The organism is Bradyrhizobium sp. CIR48, assembly GCF_014198315.1.
Lineage (GTDB): Bacteria > Pseudomonadota > Alphaproteobacteria > Rhizobiales > Xanthobacteraceae > Bradyrhizobium.
In genome coordinates, this window is the sequence record NZ_JACIHG010000020.1 from 99326 (window position 1) to 120837 (window position 21512).

A 21512-nucleotide genomic window follows, 5' to 3' on the forward strand; every position below is an offset into this window, starting at 1 on the left:
ATGAAGCTGCTGCTGCTCAACCCCAACACCAGCACCGCGGTCACACAATTAATGACCGATGTCGGACAGCGCGCGGCGGCGCCCGGCACTCAGCTGGTCCCCTGCACCGCGACCCGCGGCGTGCCCTATATCGCCACGCGCACCGAGGCGCAGATCGGCGGCGCCATTGCGTTGGAGATGCTGGCCGAGCAGCACATGAAGGTGGATGCCGCGATCATCGCTGCCTTCGGCGACCCCGGCCTGTTCGCCGCACGCGAGACATTCGACATTCCCGTGGTCGGCATGGCGGAAGCGGCGATGCTGACGGCCTGTATGGCCGGGCGCCGCTTCGCGATCGTCACCTTCGCGCAGGCGCTGGGCCCCTGGTACGAGGAATGCGTCCGCGCCCACGGGCTGTGGGAACGCTGCGCCGGCATTCGCATGCTCGATACGCCGTTCAAGGCGATTTCGGAGGTCGGCACCGAAAAGGAGGATCTGCTCGTCGACCTCGCCCAGCGCGCGATCGTCGATGACGAGGCCGATGTGCTGATTTTTGCCGGCGCGCCCCTCTCCGGCCTTGCCGAGCGCGTTGCGGACCGAATTCCCGTCCCCGTCGTCGATCAGGTGATCGCCTCGGTGAAGCAAGCCGAAGCGCTTCATGCGCTACGCCTGCGCAAGGCGAGCGCGGGCACGTACCGCCGGCCCGCAGCAAAGCCCACCATCGGCCTTCCCGGGGCGCTCGCCGCCCGGCTCGAGCATCGCGACAGCTAGGGGAGCTTCGGCCGGCGATGCGAAAACCCCAATTCGTTCTCGGTGCTACGGCCGAAAGCAAACAGGCGGGATTCGCAGCCCGGCGGCGCGATGATTTGGATGCCGAAGGGCAGCTCATTCTCCCCTCGCCGCACCGGCAAGGTCAGGACCGGAAAGCCGACCAGCGACACCATGAAGGTGACGGCGAGATAGTCGATCGGCGTCTCCAGCGCTACGCCGTCGATCGCGGTGACATCACTGATCTCGTTCGGCCAGGGGAAGACCGAGGCTGCGGGCGCGATCAGGAAATCGGCACGCGCGAACAGCGCGCGAAAGCTGCGGTAGATCGCGGTGCGGCGGCGCTCGGCGTTGAGATAATCTTCGGCGGAAAGCTCTGCGCCCGCCTCGATGTTCCAGATCACGGTAGGTGTGAGCTCGGTGCGGCGCGTCCGCAGCAGCTCGCCATAGCTGTTGGCGATGTGTGCGGCGCGGAGCGTGCGGAAGGTCTCTATCGCGCCGCTGCAATTAGGCGAAAACGGCAGCAGATCGGCAACGCCGGCGAGGGCGTCGCAGGCGGCAGCAAAACGCGCACGAACGTCGCGCGAAACCGGCGCAACGCCAAAATCGGGCGTGACGGCGATCCGGGGGCGTCCTGCGAGCGGCCGATCGTCATTGTAAACGCCGGTCGAGAGCGGATCCTTCGCGTCGTCACCAGCACAGACCGACAGGGCGAGCGCGAGGTCATCGACGCCGCGGGCAAGAAAACCGTGGGTCGCCAGCATATCCCAGCCGAGCGGGCGGCGCGGCGACGGGATGCGGCCGGGCGTCGGACGGATCGAGGCGACTTCGCAGAAGCTTGCGGGCGTCCGCACGGAGCCACCGAAATCGGTGCCGTGCGCCAGCGGCACCATGCCGGCAGCGACCCCGACGGCAGAGCCGCCGGACGATCCGCCGGAGGTCAGCGCGAGATCGAAGGGATTGCGCGTCGGTCCTCGCAATTTATTGGTGCAGACCGCGCCAAAGCCAAACTCCGGCGTGTTGCTCTTGCCCAGAATGATGGCGCCGGCGCGACGCAGCCGCCCCACCACGAGATCGTCCTCGGCCGGCACGTGATCGCGGAACAGCACGGATCCATAAGTCGTTGCAAGTCCCGCAGTGTCGGTGAGATCCTTGATCGCGATCGGCACGCCATGCAGCGGGCCGATTGGCGCGGACGCGGCATCGCAGATTTGCGCGGCACGGCGAGCGCCGTCCGCATCGACGGTGACGAATGCCGCCAATTGCGCATCCTGATCCACGATCCGCGCCAGATGCGCCTCGACGACGTCGCGCGAGGACAGCTCACCGCCGGCAATGGCGCGCGCGAGGGCTGTGGCACTGAGGTCGCATATCGATGTCATCGCACCACAATGCCCGAGTGCGCTGCGAAAGGCGAGCGCCGCGGGCACGAGACTTGCTTTCTCCCTTCGGGCAACGGGAGGCAACATCATGGCTGAAGCGCAAGGCGGCCGTTCGCTCGTCGTCGATGCGGTCACCCACCGCTATCCGAGTGGCGCGCTCGCGGTCGAGAACATCAATCTCGACATCAAGGGCGGCGAGATCATCGCCCTGCTCGGCCCGTCCGGCTGCGGCAAGACCACCCTATTGCGGATCATCGCCGGCTTCATCGCGCAGAGCCAGGGGCGCATCATCATCGGCGATGACATCGTCGATGCGCTGCCGCCGAACCGCCGCGCCGTCGGCATCGTGTTCCAGAACTACGCGTTGTTCCCGCATCTTTCGATCAGCGAGAACGTCGCCTACGGCCTCGCCGCCCGCGGCATCGACAAGGCGACGCGCCAGCGCGAGGCGCAGCGCCTGTTGGAGCTGGTGCAATTGCCCGCGATGGACGAGCGGCTGCCTCGGCAGCTCTCCGGCGGCCAGCAGCAGCGCGTCGCGCTCGCCCGCGCGCTCGCGATCAAGCCGTCGATCCTGCTGCTGGATGAGCCCTTTGCGGCGCTCGACAAGAATCTGCGCCTCGACATGCAGATCGAGGTCAAGCGGCTGCAGCGCGTCTCCGGCATCACCACGCTGATCGTGACGCACGATCAGGAAGAGGCGCTGTCGATGGCCGATCGCGTCGCCGTGCTGAGCCACGGCAAGCTCGAGCAATTCGGCTCGCCGTCCGACGTCTACGACCGGCCGCAGACGCTGTTCGTGAACACTTTTGTCGGCTCGACCAACCGCATGCCAGGAATTGTGGTCTCGACGGACCGCACCGCTGCAAAGATACGCCTCGATGCCGGCGCGGAGATCATCGCGCGCCCCGCGGCCGGCGCCCTCACCGAAGGCGGCCGCGTCACCGTGTGCATCCGACCCGAGCATCTGCAATTCGTCGGCGACGAGACCGGTTTTGCCGGCGTGGTCGGCATGTCGCTGCCGCTGGGCGCCACCGTCGTTCACGAGGTCACGACGGCCGACGGCTCCGGCGTCAAGATCTCCCAGGCGCGCATCGGCGAGACGCGCGCATTGGAGAGCGGCGCCGCCGTGCGCCTCGCACCGCTCGCCCCATCGCTCGCCAACGCCTTTCCTGCATCGCTTTAGGTCCAGTCCAAAACGCTTTTGATCCAGTCCACACGGAGTTCGACATGATCCTCAATCGCCGCAGCCTGATGACGACCGCCCTCACGCTCGGGGCCATGAAGGCGTTTCCCGGACTGAGCTTCGCCCAGGCCCGCCCGCTGGTGTTTGCGACCTTCACCGGAAGCTGGGAGGAAGCGCACAAGGCCGTGCTCGTGCCGGCCTTCCGCAAGGCCAACGCCGATGCCGCGATGGTGCTCGATCCCATGCTCTCGGTCGACCAGATCGCGAAGGTTAACGCCGCCAAGGCCAATCCGCCGATCGACGTCATGCTGCACGATCCGGGTCCTGCCCTCGTCGCCATCGGCCAGGATCTGGTCGAGTCCTATCCGGTCGACAAGAGCGCCTATTACAAGGACCTGATCGCCGAGGCGCAGGAGCCGACGGGCCCCGTCCCCTTCTTCCAGGTTGTCGGCCTCACCTACAATCCGGAAGCCGTCAAGACGCCGCCGACCTCATGGGCCGATCTCTGGAAGCCCGAGTTCAAGGGCCGCGTCGGCATCACCAACCTCAACTCGACGCTCGGCACCGGCTGGCTGGTCGAGATCGCCAAGATGCGCGGCGGCTCGGAAGCCAATGTCGATCCCGGCTTCAAGGCGCTGGAGGAGCTGAAGCCCAATCTCGCCGCGGTGGCAGCCAATCCCGGCGCGCTCGCCACCCTGTTCCAGCAGGGCCAGATCGACATCTCGCCCGGCAATTTCAACGCCATCCAGATCCTGAAAGCCCGCGGCGTGCCGGTCGAGTTCGTGGCGCCGAAGGAAGGCGCCATCGCCTTCAAAACCACGATCCACATCGTCAAGAACTCGCCGAACCGCGAGCTTGCCTTCAAGCTGATCGAGGCGGCGCTGACGCCGGAGGTGCAGACCACGCTGATGAACCCGCCTTATCTGATCGTGCCGACCAACTCCAAAGTGACGATGGGCGGCGAGATCGCGCGCGTGCTGGCCAAGGACACCGCCGAGCTGAAGAAGAAGTTCGTGTTCCAGGACTGGAAGAAGATCAACGAGCAACGCTCGGCCTGGATCGAGCGCTTCAACCGCGAGATCAAGATCTGAACGATGGGCGCAGCACCGGCATCGCGGGACGTCACCTCCTACGGCATGGGATTGGCAGCGCCGCTGGCGCTGTTCTTCCTGCTGTTCTTCGTCGCACCGCTGCTGCAACTGTTCTGGCTCTCCCTGCACAACGACACGGCCGGGCTGCATTGGGGGCTCGGCCAGTACCTGCACTTCCTCACCGACCCCTTCAGCCTCAGCGTGCTCGGCTCGACGCTGCTGCTGGGCGCTGAGGTGACGGCCGTCTGTCTCGTGCTCGGCTTTCCCATCGCCTGGCTCTATCAGCGGGTCGGGCCCAAGCTTCAGACCATCATCATCCTGATCGTGCTGCTTCCGCTTCTGACCAGCGTGGTGGTGCGCACCTTCGCCTGGATCGTCATCCTGGGGCGGCAGGGCATCATCAACGCGACGCTGCAATCCCTTGGGATCATCGATACGCCCCTCAAACTGCTCTACACCCAGTTCGGCGTCGTGATCGCACTGGCGCAGGTGCAGATGCCGCTGATGACGCTGCCGCTGATCACCGCGCTCGGCCGGATCGACCCCAATCTCGACGATGCATCCTGCTCGCTCGGCGCCGGAAGCTGGCGCACCTTCTTCAAAATCGTGCTGCCGCTGTCGCTGCCCGGCGTGATCGCCGGATGCACGTTGACTTATGCCGCCGCGATCACGGCTTTCATCACCCAGTCGCTGGTCGGGGGTGGGCAGATGCTGTTCATGCCGATGTATCTCTATCAGCAGGCTTCGACGCTGCAGAACTGGCCGTTTGCGGCCGCGATCTCGATCATCTTCCTGCTGGCCGTGCTCGCGGTCGTCTCGGTCTTCACCACGCTCGGCCGCATGTCGCGCGGCTATGGAGGCGTGTGATGAGTGGACGCAAGCGCACCCTGGAGGCGTTCAGCTTCGAGCTGGTCATGACCGTGATCGCGATCATCGCGCTGATCCTGATCATCGCGCCCTCGCTCGTGGTCCTGATCGTCTCCTTCACCAGCGGCTTCTCGCTACGCTTTCCGCCGCCGGGCTATTCGCTGCGCTGGTACGCCGAGCTCGGGAATGCGTGGCAGCTGCACTTCGCGGCCAAGAACAGCTTGATCGTCGCGTCGTGGGCGACGGGCCTCTCCGTCGTGCTCGGCGTTGCCGCTGCGCTCGCGATCTCGCGGTCGCGGGCGCTGTCGGCGCGGCTGCTGGATTCCCTCTTCATGTCGCCGCTCGTGCTCCCTGCACTCGCCTTCGGCCTTGCGGCCTTGATGCTGTTCTCACTGGTCGGCCTGCCGGTGTCGCCGCTGACGCTGGTGATCGGCCACACTGTGGTCTGCGTGCCCTACGTCGTGCGCAACACGGTCGCCGCGCTTGCCCAGTTGGAGCCGACCCTGCTCGAAAGCTCGGCGGTGCTGGGCGCGAGCCGCCTCTACACGTTCCGGCGGATCGTGTTGCCGCTGATCCGGCCGGGCGTCATCGCGGGCGCCTTCATCGCCTTCATGTCGTCGTTCGACAATGTGCCGGTCTCGCTGTTCCTGCGCGATGCCGCAACCGATATGCTGCCGATCCGGATGTGGCAGGATCTCGAGGGCAAGCTCGATGTCACCATCGCCGCGCTGTCGGGCGTGCTGATCATCGCCACCGTCGCACTGGTCGCCGTCATGGAGCGCATCACCGGCCTGTCGCGGCGACTGACCAACTGATCAGGCCCCACGAAACAGCGAATAGCCCCAGCGCGTGAATTTCAGCGGCAGATGAAAATGTTCATGGACGTTCTTGATACGGAAGCGGAACGGCGCCACGGTCAGGAAGCCGTCGCTGTCGCCGAAGAATTCGCCGAGATGAAACAGGACCTCATACTCACCGGCCGTCACGCCTGCACCTTGCGCGACGGAATGATCGAGCACGCCGTTTGCGCCGAGCCGTCCGTCGGCGATGCACAGCGAATCCGGATCGATCCGCCAGATCTCGACGCGCAGGCCCTGCGCCGGCCGGCCGGTCGCCACGTCGACTGCGTGAATGGAAATACCGCCTGCCACCATGTTCCTCCCGTGAGTGCAGCTGCATGGTAGACGGAAACAATGCCGTTCGGCCAGCGCCCGCACTGCCGCCGGCTCTGGGGGCGATGACCTCGCTCCAGGCGCTGGTGGCGCTCGCGCTGTTCGCGCCGGGCGTGGTCGCGCCGCGCGCCCAGATCGAGGTGTGGCAGCTCTCAATGTTCTCCTGCGCGGTGTTCGCCGTCGGCATCCCCGCCTCGTTCTGGGGCGGCGGTTTCATCGCGCGCCTGGGCTCGCTCCGGATCGCCAGCCTCTGCGCGGCGGCGATCGTCCTCAGCATGGCGCTGGCCTCGCTCGGCTCGACGGCCGCACTGCTTGCCGCCGGCCTCTGCCTCGGCCTTGCATTCGGGCCGGAGACGCCGGCGAGCGCGGCGCTGCTGGCGCGGCTCGTGACGGTCGAACAGCGCGCCTTCGTGTTCTCGGTCCGCCAGACCGGCAACCAGATCGGCGCCGTCTGCGGCTCGCTGGTTCTGCCCGCCATCGCCATCTCGCTCGGACCCGCCTGGTGCTATGCGGCGGTGGGCACCTGTGCGCTGTTGGCGATCCTGATGTTCGAGCGGCTGCGGCCGGCCTATGCCGGCAAGGCAACCCCTCCTCCGGAACTCAGTCTCCGTGCACGGCTGGGCCTCGTCACCGCGGACCGGCGCATCGCGATGCTGGCGCTGGCCTCGATGCCGTTCAGCGCGATGCAGGTGTCGCTCAACACCGTCTTCGTCACGCTCGGCACCCGCGAGCTCGGCCTCAGTCATATCGAGGCCGGGATGGCGCTCGCCTGCGCGCAGACCGGCGGCCTGGTCGGCCGGCTCGGCTGGGGCTATGTCGCCATGCGCCTCAACGCTTCACGTGTGGTTCTGATCGTCATCGGCCTCGGCATGGCGTTCTGCGCCGCGCTGCTCGGCCTTGATGGCGCATCGCTCGGCCGCACCGGCCAGTTCGCGATGGCCGCGCTGCTCGGCCTGACGGCGTCGGGCTGGAACGGCGTCTTCATCGCCGAGATCGCCCACCTTGCGCCACAGGACCGGATCGGCGAGACCACGGGCGCGGTGCTGACCGCATCCTATGCGGGCCTGCTGGCCGCGCCGGCACTGATCTCAATGCTGGACGCCACGGTCAGTCTTGGCGCGGCGTTCGTTACCTTGGCCTGCCTTGTGCTCTGCGGCACATTGGCGTTGATCTGGGGAGGCCATGACAAAACCAGTCAATAGCGCGCGCGGGATCGCCGCCGACGTCACGGCCGGGCGGACGAGCGCCGTCGAGACCGCCGAAGCCGCGCTCGCGCGCATCGAGGCCGCCAAGGCGCTCAACGCGGTGGTGACGATCGATCCCGCGCGGACGCTTGCCGATGCTGCGAGGGTCGACGATCGCCTGCGCGCCGGCGAGACGATGTCGCTCGCCGGCGTGCCCATCGTCGTCAAGGACAACATCTGGGCCAGTGGCTGGCGCGTGACGCAGGGCTCGCGCCTGTTCGCCGATTTCGTCGCGCCGCAAGATGCGGTTGCGATCGAGCGACTGCGCAAGGCCGGTGCTGTCATCGTCGGCATCGGCGCGACGTCGGAATTCGCCTGCAAGGGCGTCACGACCTCACAGCTCTACGGACCCACGCCCCATCCGCTCGATCCCGCGTTGACACCGGGCGGCTCGTCCGGCGGTCCCGCCGCTGCGGTCGCAGCCGGCCTCGTGCCGCTCGCGATCGGTACCGATGCCGGCGGCTCCAGCCGCAGGCCGCCGGCCCATGTCGGCGTCGCCGGCTTCAAGCCGTCCTACGGCGCGATTCCATATGGGCCCGGTTTCGCCGAGCCGTTCTTCGGTCTTTCCGTCATTGCACCGATCGCATCTGATGTGGCCGATATCGCATTGGCGTTCGAGTCCATGGCCGGCGCCGATCCGCGCGACCCGGATTCCGCCCTCGTTGCACGGCAGGCGGAAGACATAGGCGGCGTGCGCATGGCATTCTCACCGCGACTTGGCTTAGACGTCGCGGTCGACGACATCGTCGAGAATGCCCTCGCCTCCACTGTCGACCGCCTCTCCGCGGCAGGCTTGCGCATCACTCGACGCGATCCCGTCTGGCCGACGGGCGCGACCGAAGACGCCATCATGCCACTCCAACATGCCGGTCTCGCTGCGCTCTATGGGGACGCGTTCCGCAAGGACCCGGCCATCTTTGATCCTGATGTCGCCAAGCAGATCGAACGCGGCCTTTCCTGGTCGGGTGCCGAGGTTGCTGGAGCTCTGGTCGCGAGCGCCGCGATCGCCAATGCTTTCGCGGCCTTCCTCACCGACGTGGACCTGCTGCTGACCCCAACTGTCCCCTGCGTCGCTTGGTCACTGACGCAGCTTGGTCCCGACATGATCGGCGGAAAACCCGCGAGCCCACGGGGGCACGCGGTGTTTACTCCTTTTGTCAATCATGCCCGCCTGCCGGCGATCTCGATCCCGTGCGGAACGGATCCGCGCGGACTTCCATTCGGCCTGCAAATCATCGCGAGGCGCGGGCAGGACCTGACGCTGCTTGGCGCCGCACACCAGATCGAGGCCATGCTGCAAGCGTGTTGAAGCCGGCTTGGCTCGTCACTATGAGCATGGGCCAGCACGCGCTAGCATGGAACTTGCATAAATTCTGGGCGACATGGACGCCGCATGAACCTCATCAGTCTCGACATCCGCATGCTCCGGTCGCTGATCTCGGTGGTCGAGACCGGCAGCATCACCGAGACCGCCCGACGGCTGGGCCGCACCCAGCCGGCGATTACCCTGCAACTGCAGCGGCTAGAGGAGCTGACAGGCAAGCAATTGTTCGAGCACGCCGGCCGCCGGCTGACGCTGACCGATGACGGCACCACCGTCCTCACCTACGCCAAATCCATCCTAAGGTTGCATGACGAGCTGATCTCGCAACTGGCGTCGCAGGAGATCGAGGGTCAGGTGGTGCTCGGCACGCCCGACCTCTACGCCGCCTTCATGCTGCCGCAGATCCTCAGCGTGTTCCGAAAATCCTTTCCGCGCGTGCAGGTCGAGCTCAATTGCGCGCTGTCGACGCCACTGGTCGGCCTCGTCAAGCGCGGCGACGTCGACATCGCGCTCGTCACCCGCATGAACGATTTCACCGGCGGCCAGGTGGTGCGGCGCGAGCAACTGGTCTGGATGACCGGTGATCAATCGGTCGCGCACCAGGAGCGTCCGATTCCGCTGGCGCTGCTGCCCCCCGGAAACATCTATCGCGACTACGCTATCGACACGCTGGAGCGTGCCAATCTGCGCTGGCGCATCGCCTGCGTCAGTGAAAGCGTCGGAGGTCTCCAGGCCGCGGCTTTCGCCGGCATGGCCGTCACCGTGCTCGGCCGCAGCGCGCTGGTGCCGGCGATGCGCGAGATCGGACCGAACGAAGGCCTGCCGCCACTGCCGAAGATCGAGCTGTTGCTCTACAAATCGAGCGGCGCCACCTCGAAGGCCGCGACCGCGCTGCACGACTATCTCGCGCATTATCTGCGCCTCGACGAAGAGCTCAGCGGCCGCGGCCCGCCGATCGAGCTGGGCTAGGCCCACAAAAACGCGAAAACAACCCCATGCACAGTAGAACGGCCTTTGTTTGCAAAGGGTTTTTCGCGCGTCACTTTACGGAGCACCGAGCCCACGATTCCGGACCGTGCCTGCGCGATCTGACACGTCGGGCAAAACACCAATCGTATCATGACCGCTTCACCCCTTGGCGCGCTCCCCACCCGCCTGGCGTAGCGCCAGCTGTGGCCAGAATTTCGCCCAGGGCTGCGCCTGCTCGAACGCCGCGGCGATGCGGAAGATCGTGGGCTCGTCGAGCCAGGGCGCGACAATCTGAAGACCGATCGGCATCCCGTCACGATCGAAGCCGCAAGGCAGTGTTGCCGCCGGAAGACCGGCGAGATTGACCGGCCAGGTAAACGGCGACCAGCCGAGATGCGGATCGACCTTGCGGCCATCGATGGTGTCGACTCCGATCCGGCCAGCTTCGAACGCAGTGACCGCGACCGTCGGCGTCACCAGCACATCGACGCGTTCGAACAATTTGACGAAGGCACTGCGCGTCTGGCCGCGGCGGTAACTCGCTTCGATGTAATCCGTGCCGCTGTAGCGCCGGCCGGCGCTGACGACATTGCGATAGTCGGCCTCCGAGCTTGCAAGATCGGTTGCGGACTTGCTCGCAACCGCCGCCGCCTGTTCGGTAAAGGCGATCGGCTTCAGCGTGTGCTCCAAAATGCCGGGATCGAGACCAGGCCCGTCCATGGTGACCTGCGCACCGCAGGAATCGAGAATGGCAAGCGCCTTGCCAAATGCTGCGCACACGTCCGGGCTGACGGCGGCGTAGCCGAGATCGGCGCTGGCTCCGATACGAATGCCGTCCAGGCACCCAGCATCCGTATTGAAGCGGCGTGCGGACGCGGGAAGGCTCGCGGCATCACGCACGTCGTAGCCGGCTATGATCTCCAGCGTCAGCGCAGCATCCGCGACCGTGCGCGTGATCGGGCCGGTATGGGCGAGCGAGGCCCAGGATGGCGGCGAGAAGCCGGGCGAGCGCGGTACGAGACCAAAGGTCGGCTTCAGGCCGAACACGCCGCAGAAGGAGGATGGCACCCGGATCGAGCCGACGCCGTCGGTGCCGATCGCGATCGGGCCGCAGCCGGCAGCGACGCTCGCCGCGGCGCCGCCGCTCGACCCGCCGCTGGTGCGACCAGGGTTCCAGGGATTGCGCGTGATGCCGGTGACGGGGCTGTCGGCTGTCAGCTTGTAGCCTGACTCGCAGGTCGTGGTCTTGCAGGTGATGATCGCGCCGGATGCCTTCAGGGCCGAGACCACGGCAGCGTCGGCCTCAGGCACGAAGCCCTCGTTCATCGGCGAACCTGCATAGGCCGGCACGCCCGCGACGAAGACGAGGTCCTTGATCGTGACGGGCACACCGGCGAGCGGTCCCTTCGCTTCGCCCGCCCGCATTTCCCTGGTGAGACGGTCGGCCTCCGCCCTCGCCTGCTCGTACATCGGCGTCACCACCGCGTTGCAGGTCTCGTCCGCCGCCTCCAGCGCGGCGATGGTGTCGTCAATGACATCGCGCGGGGTGAACGCCTTGCGCCGGTAACCGGCCATGATCTCGGTTGCAGAAAGCGCGCCAAGGCCAGTCGGCGCCGGCGGAAAGGCCGTTCGGCCGGAACCATCAGTCATCATCAACCCTAAGGAGCTAGTTGAGCGCCGCGTCGACGGCGCGCTTGGCCATGACCGTGACGAGATGCGCGCGGTAATCGGCTTCCGCATGGATATCGGAGGTGAGACCGTCGGTGTCGATCTTGATCGCCGCGATCGCGGACGGATCAAAGTTGCCCGACAGCGCCGCCTCCATCGGCGGCACGCGGAACACGCCGGGACCCGCGCCCGTTACGGCGACGCGGAAGCCGTCGGCAAATTTCGCGACGAACACGCCGACCAGCGCATAGCGCGACGCCGGCGCTTTGAACTTTGCGTAGCCCGCTTTCAGCGGCACGGGAAAACGGATCGCCGTAATGATCTCGCCGGGTTCAAGCGCGGTTTCGAACAGACCGAGGAAGAACCTGTCGGCGGCGATCTCGCGCGTGCTGGTTACGATGGTGGCACCGAGACCGAGCACGCCGGCGGGATAATCCGCAGCAGGATCGTTGTTGGCGACGGAGCCACCGATGGTGCCGCGGCTGCGCACGGCGGGATCGCCGATCATCGAAGCCAGCGCCGCGAGCCCGGGAATTTTCTCCTGCACCAACTTTGAAGCTGCGACCACCGCATGCGGCGTCATCGCGCCGATCGTGACAATGGCACCGTCGTCAGCGATGCCCTTGAGATTTCCGAGCTTCGAAAGATCGACCAGCGCCGGCGGATTGGCCAGTCGCTGCTTCAGCGTCGGGATCAGCGTCATGCCGCCCGCAACAAGCTTGCTGTCCTCGATCGAGGTCAGAAGCTTAGCCGCATCTGGAATCTGGTGAGGCTGGTGATAGGCAAATGGTTTCATTGTTGTCCTCCCTATTCCGCGGCGACCGGCAGCGACGCATTCTGCAACAGGCGCCAGATCCGGTTCGGCGTCGCCGGCATGTCGACATGGGTGACGCCCAGGTGCGACAGCGCATCGACCACCGCGTTGATGACGGCGGCGGGCGAGCCGATGGTGCCGACCTCGCCGCAGCCCTTCACACCCATCGGCGTATGCGTGCAGAGCGTGGAATGGGTTGCCACTTTCATCATCGGCAGATGGTCGGCGCGCGGCATGCAGTAATCCATCAGCGAGCCCGACAGAAGCTGGCCCGAGCCTTCGTCATAGACCGCGCTCTCGAACAGCGCCTGGCCGACGCCCTGCACGATGCCGCCATGCAGCTGGCCCTCCACGATCATCGGGTTGATGACCGTGCCGACGTCGTCCACCGCGGTGTAGTTGACCAGCGTCACCGTGCCCGTCTCGGGATCGACCTCGACTTCAGCGATGTGGCAGCCGCCGGGATAGGTGAAGTTGACGGGGTCGTAATAGGCCTGCTCCTCAAGCCCCGGCTCCAGCACCTCAAGCGGATAATCGTGTGGCACGTAGGCAGCGCCCGCGATCTCCTCGAACGTCTTGGCGCGATCCGTGCCCGCAACCGAAAATTTGCCGCTCTCGAACTGAATATCGACCTCAGCCGCTTCGAGCAGATGGGCCGCGATCTTCTTGCCCTTGGCGATGACCTTGTCCGTCGCCTTCGACAGCGCCGCACCGCCGACCACCAGGGAGCGCGAGCCATAGGTGCCCATGCCGAACTGCACGCGGTCGGTATCGCCGAACACGATGTCGACATTCTCGAAGGCGACCCCAAGCTTGTCCGAGACGATCTGGGCAAACGTCGTCTCGTGGCCCTGGCCGTGATTGTGGGTTCCGATCATGACCGTCACCTGGCCGGTCGGATGCACGCGCACCGTGGCGCTTTCGTACAGACCGCCGCGCGCGCCCAATCTCCCGGCGAAGCGCGACGGCGCAAGGCCGCAGGCCTCGACGTAGGTGGAATAACCGAGCCCGCGGAATTTGCCCTTGCTGGCAGACGCCGCCTTGCGGATGCCGAAATTCTTGACGTCGGCCGCGACGAGGGCGCCGTCGAGACAGCCCATGGGATCGCCGGAATCGTACTGCACCAGCACCGGCGTCTGGTACGGATAGGCCTCCTTCGGGATCATGTTGCGGCGGCGGATCTCGACGCGGTCGATCCCCATCTCGCTGGCGGCGACATCGACGATGCGCTCCAGGACGAAGGTCGCCTCGGGACGGCCAGCGCCGCGATAGGCATCCACCGGCACCGTATTGGTGAAGACCACCTTCACGTTGCAGTAGATCGCAGGCGTCGTGTAGACGCCGCCGAGCAGCGGCCCATAGAGATTGGTCGGGATGTTCGGCCCGAAGGTCGAGAGATAGCCGCCCATATTGGCGAGCGTGTTGACGCGGAAGGCCAGGAATTTTCCGGTCTCGTCGAGCGCCAGCTCGGCCTCGGTGACGTGATCGCGGCCGTGACGATCGGAGACGTAACCTTCCGAGCGGCTCGCGACCCATTTCACCGGCCGCTTCACGCGCTTGGCGGCCCAGGTGATGACGGCCTCCTCGCCATAGTGGAACTGCTTGACGCCGAATCCGCCGCCGACATCGGGCGCAACCACCCGCAGCTTGTGCTGCGGGATGTTCAGCACCAGCGCCCCCATCAGGAAGCGTACGACATGCGGGAATTGGCTCGTGGTCCACAGCGTGAATCGGTCCGTGCCTGGCTCGTATTCCGCGATCGCCGCACGCGGCTCCATCGGATTGCCGATCAGGCGGTTGTTGACGAGGCTCAGCTTTGCGACATGCGCAGCTTTCCGGAACGCGGTCTCGACGGCGGCCTTGTCACCGAGCTCCCAGTCGCAACAGATGTTGTTCGGGACGTCGTCGAACAATTGCGGCGCGCCGGGCCGGACGGCTTCGAGCACGCCGACGACTGAAGACAGCACTTCGTAGTCGATCGCGAGCAATTCGGCTGCAGCATTTGCCTGCTCCGGCGTCTCCGCCACGACGAAGGCCACCATGTCACCAACGAAGCGCACCTTGCCCTGCGCCAGCATCGGAAACGGCGGCTCCTTCATCGGCACGCCCTGCGCATCCGAGATACCCCAGCCGCAAGGCAGTGATCCCAGGCCATCGGCCTTGACGTCGTCGCCAGTCAACACGGCAATCACGCCTGATGATGCCAGCGCCGCACTCTTGTCGATGCCGCGCAGCAGCGCATGGCCATGCGGAGAGCGCACGAATACGCCGGCCGTCATGCCCGGACGCTTGATGTCGGAGACGTAATTGCCGCGGCCGGTGAGGAAGCGCTGGTCCTCTTTGCGCTTCGGCGCGGCGCCGATGCCGATGACATTGCCCATGGTCACTCTCCCTTGGCGGCGTTCATGGCGGCAGCGCCAGCCAGCACCGAAACGACGATGTTCTGGTAGCCGGTGCAGCGGCAGATGTTGCCTTCGAGGCCATGGCGGACATCGGCCTCTGTCAGGTCAGACTTCTCCGCGGCGAGCGCGACCGCGGTCATCAACATGCCGGGTGTGCAGAACCCGCATTGCAGCCCGTGATGCTCACGAAAGGCCTCCTGCATGGGATGCATTTGGTTCGAGCCCGGCGCACCTTGCAGACCTTCAATGGTGAGCAGCGTCGCGCCATCAAGCGCCGGAGCCAGCAGCGTGCAGCTCTTCACCGGCAAACCGTCGAGATGCACTACGCAGGCGCCGCACTGGCTGGTGTCGCAGCCGATATGGGTGCCCGTGAGATGGAGCTGCTCGCGCAGCAGCCCGGCGACGAGCGTCGCCGGTTCGACGTCCACGGTGGTTGGCCGGCCGTTGAGTGTGAAGGATATCTGCACGGTCATACTCCTGTGCGCGATTGGTCTTTAGGCGAGAGGCAAGGCGCTGCCGGCGGCCCATGTGGCCATCACGACATCGCCGACTGTGAAGGGGTCCGCAAAGAAGGTCTTTTCCGGCACATAGGCGACGAACTCGTCGTCCGGTACGGTGTCGAGCATCACCTTGACGAAGTAGCCCTGATATTCGATCGCGAGCACCCGGCTCGGCAGCGACGTGGTGCACCCGGGCGGCAGATCCCTGCCCGGCCGCACCAGCGCAACATCATCGCGGCGCACGGCGATATCGACCTTGTCGCCGACGTTGACGGTGGGCCGCGCCAGAAGCGGCACCTCGATGCCGTCAGGCGCAGCCTGCGCAAGCGTAAAGCTTGCGCCGTTGACCTTCTCGACCCGGCCGGACAGCACGTTCTGCCCGCCCATGAACTCGGCGACGTAGCGATCGTGCGGGTGGGCGTAGACGTCCCGCGCCGCTCCCGCCTGCTTGATCTTGCCCTGCTCCATCACCACGACGAGATCGGCGAGCGCGATCGCCTCGAGCTGGGTGTGGGTGACGTGGATGAACGTGATGCCAAGCTCCTGCTGCATCCGCCGCAGTTCCTGGCGCATCTGCACACGGAGCTGCTCGTCGAGCGCCGACAGTGGCTCGTCCAGCAGCAGCACCCGCGGCTCGGTGATCGCCGCACGCGCCAGCGCCACGCGCTGCTGCTGGCCGCCGGAGAGCTGGGCCGGCAAGCGGTCGGCGAATTGCGTCAGCCGTACCTTCTCGATCATGGCATCGGCTGCGCGCAGGCGATCGGCCTTGGATTGGCCTCGCACCCGCAAGGCAAAGGCGATGTTCTCACGCACCGTCAGATGTGGGAACAGCGCATAGGACTGGAACATCATCGCAGTGCGGCGCTGCACCGGCGCCAGTCCGACCACATTCTGCCCCCCGATGACGATCTCGCCTGCGGTCGGATCATCGTGACCGGCGATCATGCGCAGGATCGTGGTCTTGCCGCAGCCGGACGGGCCGATGAAGCAGCAATAGGCGCCGTCCGCGATCCTAAGATTGACGCCGTCAACCACGTAGGTCGCGCCGTCAAAACTCTTGCAGACACCCGCCAGTTCGATATCGCCGCGATCGTTCTTCATTTCCCAGCTCAACCCTTTGCACTGCTGCCGCGCTTCTTCTGGATCAGCACGATGCTGCCTAGGCTCGCGCCGATGACGATGAAGGAGACGACGGTAGTCACGGTGCCGAGCGCATAAAGCGAGGGCGAAGTGACGTTCAGCGTCATGCTCCAGATTTCCAGCGGCAGCGTGTTTAGCGAGCCCGCGGTCTGGAGGCTGCGCGCAAACTCATCATACGACAGCGTGAAACCGAACAGGGCGACCGCGACGAGGCCGGGTGCAAGCACCGGGATCATCACCAGCCGAATCGACTGCCAACGGCTGGCGCCGAGGTCGTAGGCCGCCTCCTCCCAGACATGGTTGAAGCGCGACATCACCGCGAACATCACGAGCACGCCGAACGGTAGCGTCCAGGACAGCTGCGCACCGAGCGCCGAGGTGTACCAGCTCGCATTCAGCCCGAGTGCCTGGAACAGGAGACCCGTGCCGAGACCGAGCACGAGGCCGGGCGCGACCAGGCTGCCGATCATCATGTAGAAGACGAAGCTGTCGCCTCCGAAGCGTTTGCGGAAGCCGAGGCCGGCAAGAAACGAGACCACCACAGTGATGACGGTGACGATGACCGCGAGCTTGATCGAGCGGTCGAACGAGCCCTTGACGTCCCCAGTCCGGACCTGGGTGACGAGGTCCGCGAACCAGTGCAGCGAATGCCCCTTCATCGGGAACACGAGGCCGCCGCGAATGTCCTGGAAAGACAGGATGTAGATGCAAAACATCGGGCCGTAGAGCGCGATGACGTAGGCAGCGAACAGCGTCGCCAGCACGTAGAAGGTCCAGGGCCTGCGGCCCGTGCTCGGCGCGATCGCCTTGGTGGCCGCAGGCGCGACGGTCTTGGACGTTTCGGTCTTGGACTTTTCGGTCTTGGGCATGTCGGCGAGAACCGCGCTCATCGCGTGATCTCCTGCCGAATGTCGACGGTGCGCAAGATCAGCGAGACGATCGCAACCAGCACCAGGGTCAGCAGCACCGCGCTCGCCGCCGCGGTCGGATATTGCAGCACGCCGACGTCCTCGTAGAACGCGCTGACCACCGAGGCCGAACCGCCGCCGGACATCACCTTCACCACGAAGAAGTCACCCATCACGATCGAGACCACGAAGATGGTGCCGAGCGCGATGCCGCTCTTGGACATCGGCACTACGATCAGGCGCATGATGTCGAACCGGCTCGCGCCGGCATCGATCGCGGCCTCGATCAGCTTCTTGTCGATCCGCGCCATGGAATTGAAGATCGGCACGATCATGAAGATCGTGAGCTGATGGACGTAGGCGATAACGACGGCGAGGTCGGAGAACAGCAGCACTTCGAGAGGCTGCCGGATCACGCCCAACCCCAGCAGCGCCTGGTTGATCAGGCCTTCCTTGCCGAGCAGCGGGATCCACGAGATCATCCGGATGATGTTCGAGGTCCAGAACGGCACCGTGCAGAGCAGGAACAGGCCGATTGCCAGGAGTTGATTGCGAACGTGGAACACCAGGAAGTACGCGACGAAGAAGCCGATGATCAGGGTGAATATCCAGGTCAGCGCCGTGAACTTGATCGTCGCCAGATACAATTTCAGCGTCAGCGCCGAATGCAGCACCTCGACGTAGCTGGCCAGCGTAAAGCCCGGCGTCAGTCCGCCGAAGCCGTCGGTCGCAAAGAAGCTTGCGGCCAGCACAACCAGGATCGGCGCGACGAAGAACGGCACGAGCACCAGCACCAGCGGCGACACGTAGAGCCAGCCGGCGAGATTTGCGCGTGGTGACTTTTGAGCTGGACTAGACCTTGGCTGCATGTCGGCGAACGCCTCGAAGTCTTCTCGCACCGGCGCAGTTCACGCGCCGGTGCTTCGCTTAAGTCAGGGAAAGCAGGTTTCAGGCCACCTTGAAGTCGTTCCAGCGCTTGTTCATGTAGGCGGCTTCATCCATCAGCGTGTTCCAGCACGAGATGTTCTTGACGCGATCGAGGAACGAGCCGCCGTCACGCTTGGTGCCGGCCTTCTCCATCGGCACACCGTAGGGATCATTGATGACCTCCGGCGCCGGCTTACCGTCGTACCAGAAATCCCATTCGGCAGCGGTCAGGAATTTCTTCGCCGTCGACGGCACCGGGCTGTAATAGCCGTAGCGGCCGACGAAGCCCCCCTGCCAGCCCGAGAGGTACCAGTTGAGATATTCGTAGGCGGCATCTAACTTTTTGCCGGAGAGATGCTTCATCAGGCCCATGCCGTTGCACCAGCCGCGATAGCCCTCCTTGCCGTTCTTGACGTTGACCGGCGCATAGACGCAGGGAATCTCCTTGACGCGGACAGCTGCGACCGCCGGCGACCACATCGACTGGATGACCACCTCGCCCGCGGCCATCAGCTGCACCGACTGGTCGAAGGTGGTCCAGGTCGCCCGGAACTGGCCCTGCTTCTTCAGCTCGATCAGCTTGTTGCAGGTGAAGTCGATCTCCTCCTTGGTCATGTTGCCCTTGTTGCCGTACTTGATCAGCCCGGCGCTTTCGAAGCAGAGCGCGGCATCCATGATGCCGATCGCGGGCACGTCGAGGATCGCGGCCTTACCCTTGAATTTCGGATCGATCAGGTCCTTCCACTCGGTCACTTCATAGCCGACGAGGTCGGGGCGATAGCCGATGGAGTCGGCGTTGTAGACCTGCGGCAGGAAGGTCGCCCACTCGGTGACGCCGTCGTGCAGATCGGTCGAGTCGGGCTTGGAGATGTACATGGCTTCATAAGGCGAGATGCCCTGGCGCGGGATCTTGTGGCCGTCGATCTCGCCCTTGGTGAAGATCGGCAGGATGTTGTCGAACTCCTTGATCTTCTTGACCTCGATGCCCTGGATCACCCCGCGCTTGGCGGCAAGCTTGGCCTGCCAGCCCTCGAGGTCGGCGATGTCGACCGTATTAGGCTGGCTTATGAAGCGGTTGATGGCGGCGGAGGTGTCGAGGTTCTGCATCGTCACCTTGAAGCCGAGATCCTTGGCGGCCTGGTCGCCGATCGCTTTCACCACCGAATAGGAGACGCCGACATGGCGCAGCTCGATGTCCTTGATCTCCTGCGCCCAGATGGTCGGGAATCCGCGGATCGCATCCGATCCTGCGGCTGCGCCCGCAACCGCGGCTGCCCCCTTCAACAGGGTGCGCCGGCTCAACTTTTTCGCAGCTTTCGTCTCCGATCCCGCCGGAATGGAAGTGGACGTCCCCTTAGCCCCGTCAGACATGGCAACCCTCGTTGGTTACGATGAACGCTCGCGCCGGACGCCATTGACCGGCCGCGGATGTGATCAGTTGCGCGCGAGGCTAGAGGCGGGATTCTGCGAAGTAAAATTGGAAGTAGCAATTCACGGCATAAGCGCCACTAATGGCTCAACTCTCTGCACGTCATCTCGGCACGCGGCTTAGGAAGGCAGCAGGCCGATGTGCCGATCGCGGTGAATAGGAGCTTCTCCGGTCCGTCGTTCCTCGAATTGCTCGGAGCACGACTCCTGCTCGCACCACAAGCGACCGTGTTGGCCTTCACAGCCTTCAGCCGCTGATCTTGCGCATCTACCGCCTGCTTTACCTCGATCACGAGCTTCTTGTCCGGCGCAGCCCGGTGTAGCCGCTCGACCGCCTGAAACAGCGGCAGCTCGCCGAGAAAGGCGTGGTGCTCGGGAAACACCGCGTCTCAGACTCCGGCCCAGAAATTACATTTGTCTCCATTGCCGATCATATGTATAATTATCGAAAACATCCAAGCCCCTTGGCGGCGTCAAAGGAACGGGAGAGCGCCAGAAACCTCACGTCAAGCGATTGCGATGACTATCCCAACCTCGCGCAGCGAGAAGTAACGCGTTTGATTCGAGCGAGAGACCGCTGCGCGGCCAACGCACGGCATGACACGCGACCCAAAGCAGAGACGTCATGGTCCGAGTTATTCAGATTTCCGATACGCATCTCAGCCCGAGCAAGCAGCACTTCGAGGCAAACTGGGCGCCCCTTGCGCGTTGGATCGCGCAGCATAAGCCAGATCTTGTCATACATACCGGCGACGTGACGGTCGATGCAGCCGATCAGGAAACCGACGCAGCATATTGCGCGACCCAACTGGCCTCGCTCGGCGTCCCAGTCGTGGCGGTTCCGGGAAATCATGACGTCGGCGAGGTCGGCAATCCGCATCAGCCGGTAAATGGCGAGCGGCTCGATCGCTTTCGCCGCCACTTCGGCGACGACCGCTGGCTACGCGATGTGGACGGTTGGCGCCTGATCGGCCTCAATTCGATGATCTTCGGCGGCGGCCCCGAAGAGGCGCGGCAGACCGAATGGCTCGAGGCCGCGATGGCCGACGCTGCGGGGCGTCGCCTTGCCTGGTTCACGCACCGGCCGCTGTTCATCGAGTCACCGACCGAGGCCGACACCGGTTACTGGTCGGTCAAGCCGGAGCCGCGCCGCGCCCTTCTCGATCTCCTGCAAGGCTACCGGGTGGAGATCGTGGCCAGTGGGCATTTGCATCGGTGGCACGAAATCCGGCTGAACGGCACGCACTACATTTGGGGGCCGGCGGCCGGCTTTCTGGTCGGTGAGAAACTGGCGCCGCCGATGGGCGGCGCTGCACGGCTTGGAGCGGTGGTCTACGACATCGACGGCGAGAACATCGACGTGAGCATTCGTCCGGTGCCAGGTCTTACCGATTACTGGATCGACGACGTCGTGCACGAGGTCTATCCGCCGCGCGAAGCTGAGGCGTGAGCTGCGATGGCCGGTCTCACATTGCGCGGCATCCATAAGGCTTTCGGCGACACATCCGTCCTCAACGACATCGACCTCGATATTGCGGACGGCGAATTTCTGACGCTGGTTGGCCCCTCCGGCTGTGGCAAGTCGACGCTCCTGCGCATCATCGCCGGCCTCGAATCGCAGGACCGCGGCTCGGTGTCGATCGGCGGGACTTCGGTCGACCATATGCGGCCTCACGAGCGCAGGATCGCCATGGTGTTCCAGAATTACGCGCTCTATCCCCACATGTCGGTGTTCGACAACATCGC

21 protein-coding genes are annotated in these 21512 nt (G+C 65.1%); 10 read left to right on the plus strand and 11 right to left on the minus strand.

What is annotated here, in order from left to right; translation table 11 throughout:
- A complete protein-coding gene (locus GGD66_RS39620; RefSeq protein ID WP_183233472.1) occupies positions 1-750 on the plus strand; it encodes an aspartate/glutamate racemase family protein in 750 nt (249 codons plus the stop codon).
- Here GGD66_RS39620 and GGD66_RS39625 read toward each other — a convergent pair.
- Positions 747-2129: an amidase gene (locus GGD66_RS39625; RefSeq protein WP_183233434.1), complete on the minus strand. Its 1383-nt coding sequence runs from the start codon at positions 2127-2129 to the stop codon at positions 747-749. The genes GGD66_RS39620 and GGD66_RS39625 overlap by 4 nt on opposite strands.
- Before the next feature lie 88 nt (positions 2130-2217).
- Here GGD66_RS39625 and GGD66_RS39630 point away from each other — a divergent pair, with 88 nt between their 5' ends.
- From GGD66_RS39630 to GGD66_RS39645, 4 genes are read left to right on the plus strand one after another with little or no spacing between them, the layout of a single operon-like run.
- On the plus strand, positions 2218-3312 hold the full coding sequence (locus GGD66_RS39630) for an ABC transporter ATP-binding protein (RefSeq protein WP_183233435.1): 1095 nt from the start codon (positions 2218-2220) through the stop codon (positions 3310-3312).
- Positions 3313-3356: 44 nt separating this feature from the next.
- Complete coding sequence (locus GGD66_RS39635) at positions 3357-4403, plus strand: ABC transporter substrate-binding protein (RefSeq protein ID WP_183233436.1); 1047 nt, start codon at positions 3357-3359, stop codon at positions 4401-4403.
- Positions 4404-4406: 3 nt separating this feature from the next.
- The gene (locus GGD66_RS39640) at positions 4407-5270 is read left to right on the plus strand and encodes an ABC transporter permease (RefSeq protein ID WP_183233437.1); all 864 of its coding nucleotides are present in this window, start codon (positions 4407-4409) and stop codon (positions 5268-5270) included.
- Entirely contained in the window at positions 5270-6085 is an 816-nt protein-coding gene (locus tag GGD66_RS39645) for an ABC transporter permease (protein ID WP_183233438.1), read from the plus strand. The genes GGD66_RS39640 and GGD66_RS39645 overlap by 1 nt, the downstream gene beginning before the upstream one ends.
- On the opposite strand, the gene GGD66_RS39650 is transcribed toward GGD66_RS39645, so the two are convergent.
- Positions 6086-6421, minus strand: coding sequence for a hydroxyisourate hydrolase (locus tag GGD66_RS39650; protein WP_183233439.1), 336 nt, complete (start codon positions 6419-6421; stop codon positions 6086-6088). It abuts the gene before it with no gap.
- Positions 6422-6447: 26 nt separating this feature from the next.
- Here GGD66_RS39650 and GGD66_RS39655 point away from each other — a divergent pair, with 26 nt between their 5' ends.
- From GGD66_RS39655 to GGD66_RS39665, 3 genes are all read left to right on the plus strand, one after another.
- The gene (locus GGD66_RS39655; RefSeq protein WP_183233440.1) at positions 6448-7644 is read left to right on the plus strand and encodes an MFS transporter; all 1197 of its coding nucleotides are present in this window, start codon (positions 6448-6450) and stop codon (positions 7642-7644) included.
- Positions 7625-8995, plus strand: coding sequence for an amidase (locus GGD66_RS39660; protein WP_183261974.1), 1371 nt, complete (start codon positions 7625-7627; stop codon positions 8993-8995). Before GGD66_RS39655 ends, GGD66_RS39660 begins: the two co-directional genes overlap by 20 nt.
- Positions 8996-9079: 84 nt before the next feature.
- Positions 9080-9979: a LysR substrate-binding domain-containing protein gene (locus GGD66_RS39665; protein WP_183234883.1), complete on the plus strand. Its 900-nt coding sequence runs from the start codon at positions 9080-9082 to the stop codon at positions 9977-9979.
- 159 nt (positions 9980-10138) lie between these two features.
- Here the strand turns inward: GGD66_RS39665 and GGD66_RS39670 are convergent, their stop codons facing one another.
- The 9 genes from GGD66_RS39670 to GGD66_RS42540 all read right to left on the minus strand — a co-directional run bounded on the left by GGD66_RS39670 (position 10139) and on the right by GGD66_RS42540 (position 20149).
- On the minus strand, positions 10139-11629 hold the full coding sequence (locus tag GGD66_RS39670) for an amidase (protein ID WP_183233443.1): 1491 nt from the start codon (positions 11627-11629) through the stop codon (positions 10139-10141).
- 16 nt (positions 11630-11645) lie between these two features.
- Positions 11646-12443 carry a xanthine dehydrogenase family protein subunit M gene (locus GGD66_RS39675; protein ID WP_183233444.1) on the minus strand — a complete coding sequence of 266 codons (798 nt, stop codon included), beginning with the start codon at positions 12441-12443 and terminating at the stop codon, positions 11646-11648.
- A gap of 11 nt (positions 12444-12454) precedes the next feature.
- Positions 12455-14842 carry a xanthine dehydrogenase family protein molybdopterin-binding subunit gene (locus GGD66_RS39680; protein ID WP_183234885.1) on the minus strand — a complete coding sequence of 796 codons (2388 nt, stop codon included), beginning with the start codon at positions 14840-14842 and terminating at the stop codon, positions 12455-12457.
- Positions 14843-14844: 2 nt separating this feature from the next.
- Positions 14845-15336 carry a (2Fe-2S)-binding protein gene (locus GGD66_RS39685; RefSeq protein ID WP_183233446.1) on the minus strand — a complete coding sequence of 164 codons (492 nt, stop codon included), beginning with the start codon at positions 15334-15336 and terminating at the stop codon, positions 14845-14847.
- 21 nt (positions 15337-15357) lie between these two features.
- Positions 15358-16464 (minus strand): ABC transporter ATP-binding protein, encoded by a 1107-nt coding sequence (locus GGD66_RS39690; protein ID WP_183234887.1) that lies wholly within the window; start codon positions 16462-16464, stop codon positions 15358-15360.
- An 8-nt stretch (positions 16465-16472) separates the two neighbouring features.
- Positions 16473-17393, minus strand: a complete 921-nt coding sequence (locus GGD66_RS39695; protein ID WP_183233448.1) for an ABC transporter permease — start codon at positions 17391-17393, stop codon at positions 16473-16475.
- Positions 17390-18280, minus strand: a complete 891-nt coding sequence (locus tag GGD66_RS39700; protein ID WP_091953806.1) for an ABC transporter permease — start codon at positions 18278-18280, stop codon at positions 17390-17392. The genes GGD66_RS39695 and GGD66_RS39700 overlap by 4 nt, the downstream gene beginning before the upstream one ends.
- 79 nt (positions 18281-18359) lie before the next feature.
- Complete coding sequence (locus GGD66_RS39705; protein ID WP_183233449.1) at positions 18360-19709, minus strand: PotD/PotF family extracellular solute-binding protein; 1350 nt, start codon at positions 19707-19709, stop codon at positions 18360-18362.
- Between the two features lie 137 nt (positions 19710-19846).
- Positions 19847-20149: a hypothetical protein gene (locus GGD66_RS42540; protein ID WP_409333945.1), complete on the minus strand. Its 303-nt coding sequence runs from the start codon at positions 20147-20149 to the stop codon at positions 19847-19849.
- Between the two features lie 242 nt (positions 20150-20391).
- Here GGD66_RS42540 and GGD66_RS39715 point away from each other — a divergent pair, with 242 nt between their 5' ends.
- A complete protein-coding gene (locus GGD66_RS39715; RefSeq protein WP_183233450.1) occupies positions 20392-21216 on the plus strand; it encodes a metallophosphoesterase in 825 nt (274 codons plus the stop codon).
- A 6-nt stretch (positions 21217-21222) separates the two neighbouring features.
- On the plus strand, positions 21223-21512 hold a 290-nt coding region (locus GGD66_RS39720; RefSeq protein WP_183261976.1), incomplete at its 3' end, for an ABC transporter ATP-binding protein.

Excerpts from the sequence above, each read along its gene's own strand:
- GGD66_RS39685 (WP_183233446.1), bottom strand. The coding sequence starts at position 15,336 with ATGACCGTGCAGATATCCTTCACACTCAACGGCCGGCCAACCACCGTG.
- GGD66_RS39625 (WP_183233434.1), bottom strand. The coding sequence starts at position 2,129 with ATGACATCGATATGCGACCTCAGTGCCACAGCCCTCGCGCGCGCCATT.
- GGD66_RS39670 (WP_183233443.1), bottom strand. The coding sequence starts at position 11,629 with ATGACTGATGGTTCCGGCCGAACGGCCTTTCCGCCGGCGCCGACTGGC.
- GGD66_RS39640 (WP_183233437.1), top strand. The coding sequence starts at position 4,407 with ATGGGCGCAGCACCGGCATCGCGGGACGTCACCTCCTACGGCATGGGA.
- GGD66_RS39695 (WP_183233448.1), bottom strand. The coding sequence starts at position 17,393 with ATGAGCGCGGTTCTCGCCGACATGCCCAAGACCGAAAAGTCCAAGACC.
- GGD66_RS39630 (WP_183233435.1), top strand. The coding sequence starts at position 2,218 with ATGGCTGAAGCGCAAGGCGGCCGTTCGCTCGTCGTCGATGCGGTCACC.
- GGD66_RS39715 (WP_183233450.1), top strand. The coding sequence starts at position 20,392 with ATGGTCCGAGTTATTCAGATTTCCGATACGCATCTCAGCCCGAGCAAG.
- GGD66_RS39620 (WP_183233472.1), top strand. The coding sequence starts at position 1 with ATGAAGCTGCTGCTGCTCAACCCCAACACCAGCACCGCGGTCACACAA.
- GGD66_RS39655 (WP_183233440.1), top strand. The coding sequence starts at position 6,448 with ATGGTAGACGGAAACAATGCCGTTCGGCCAGCGCCCGCACTGCCGCCG.
- GGD66_RS39665 (WP_183234883.1), top strand. The coding sequence starts at position 9,080 with ATGAACCTCATCAGTCTCGACATCCGCATGCTCCGGTCGCTGATCTCG.
- GGD66_RS39660 (WP_183261974.1), top strand. The coding sequence starts at position 7,625 with ATGACAAAACCAGTCAATAGCGCGCGCGGGATCGCCGCCGACGTCACG.
- GGD66_RS39635 (WP_183233436.1), top strand. The coding sequence starts at position 3,357 with ATGATCCTCAATCGCCGCAGCCTGATGACGACCGCCCTCACGCTCGGG.
- GGD66_RS39675 (WP_183233444.1), bottom strand. The coding sequence starts at position 12,443 with ATGAAACCATTTGCCTATCACCAGCCTCACCAGATTCCAGATGCGGCT.
- GGD66_RS39690 (WP_183234887.1), bottom strand. The coding sequence starts at position 16,464 with ATGAAGAACGATCGCGGCGATATCGAACTGGCGGGTGTCTGCAAGAGT.
- GGD66_RS39705 (WP_183233449.1), bottom strand. The coding sequence starts at position 19,709 with ATGTCTGACGGGGCTAAGGGGACGTCCACTTCCATTCCGGCGGGATCG.
- GGD66_RS39700 (WP_091953806.1), bottom strand. The coding sequence starts at position 18,280 with ATGCAGCCAAGGTCTAGTCCAGCTCAAAAGTCACCACGCGCAAATCTC.
- GGD66_RS39680 (WP_183234885.1), bottom strand. The coding sequence starts at position 14,842 with ATGGGCAATGTCATCGGCATCGGCGCCGCGCCGAAGCGCAAAGAGGAC.
- GGD66_RS39645 (WP_183233438.1), top strand. The coding sequence starts at position 5,270 with ATGAGTGGACGCAAGCGCACCCTGGAGGCGTTCAGCTTCGAGCTGGTC.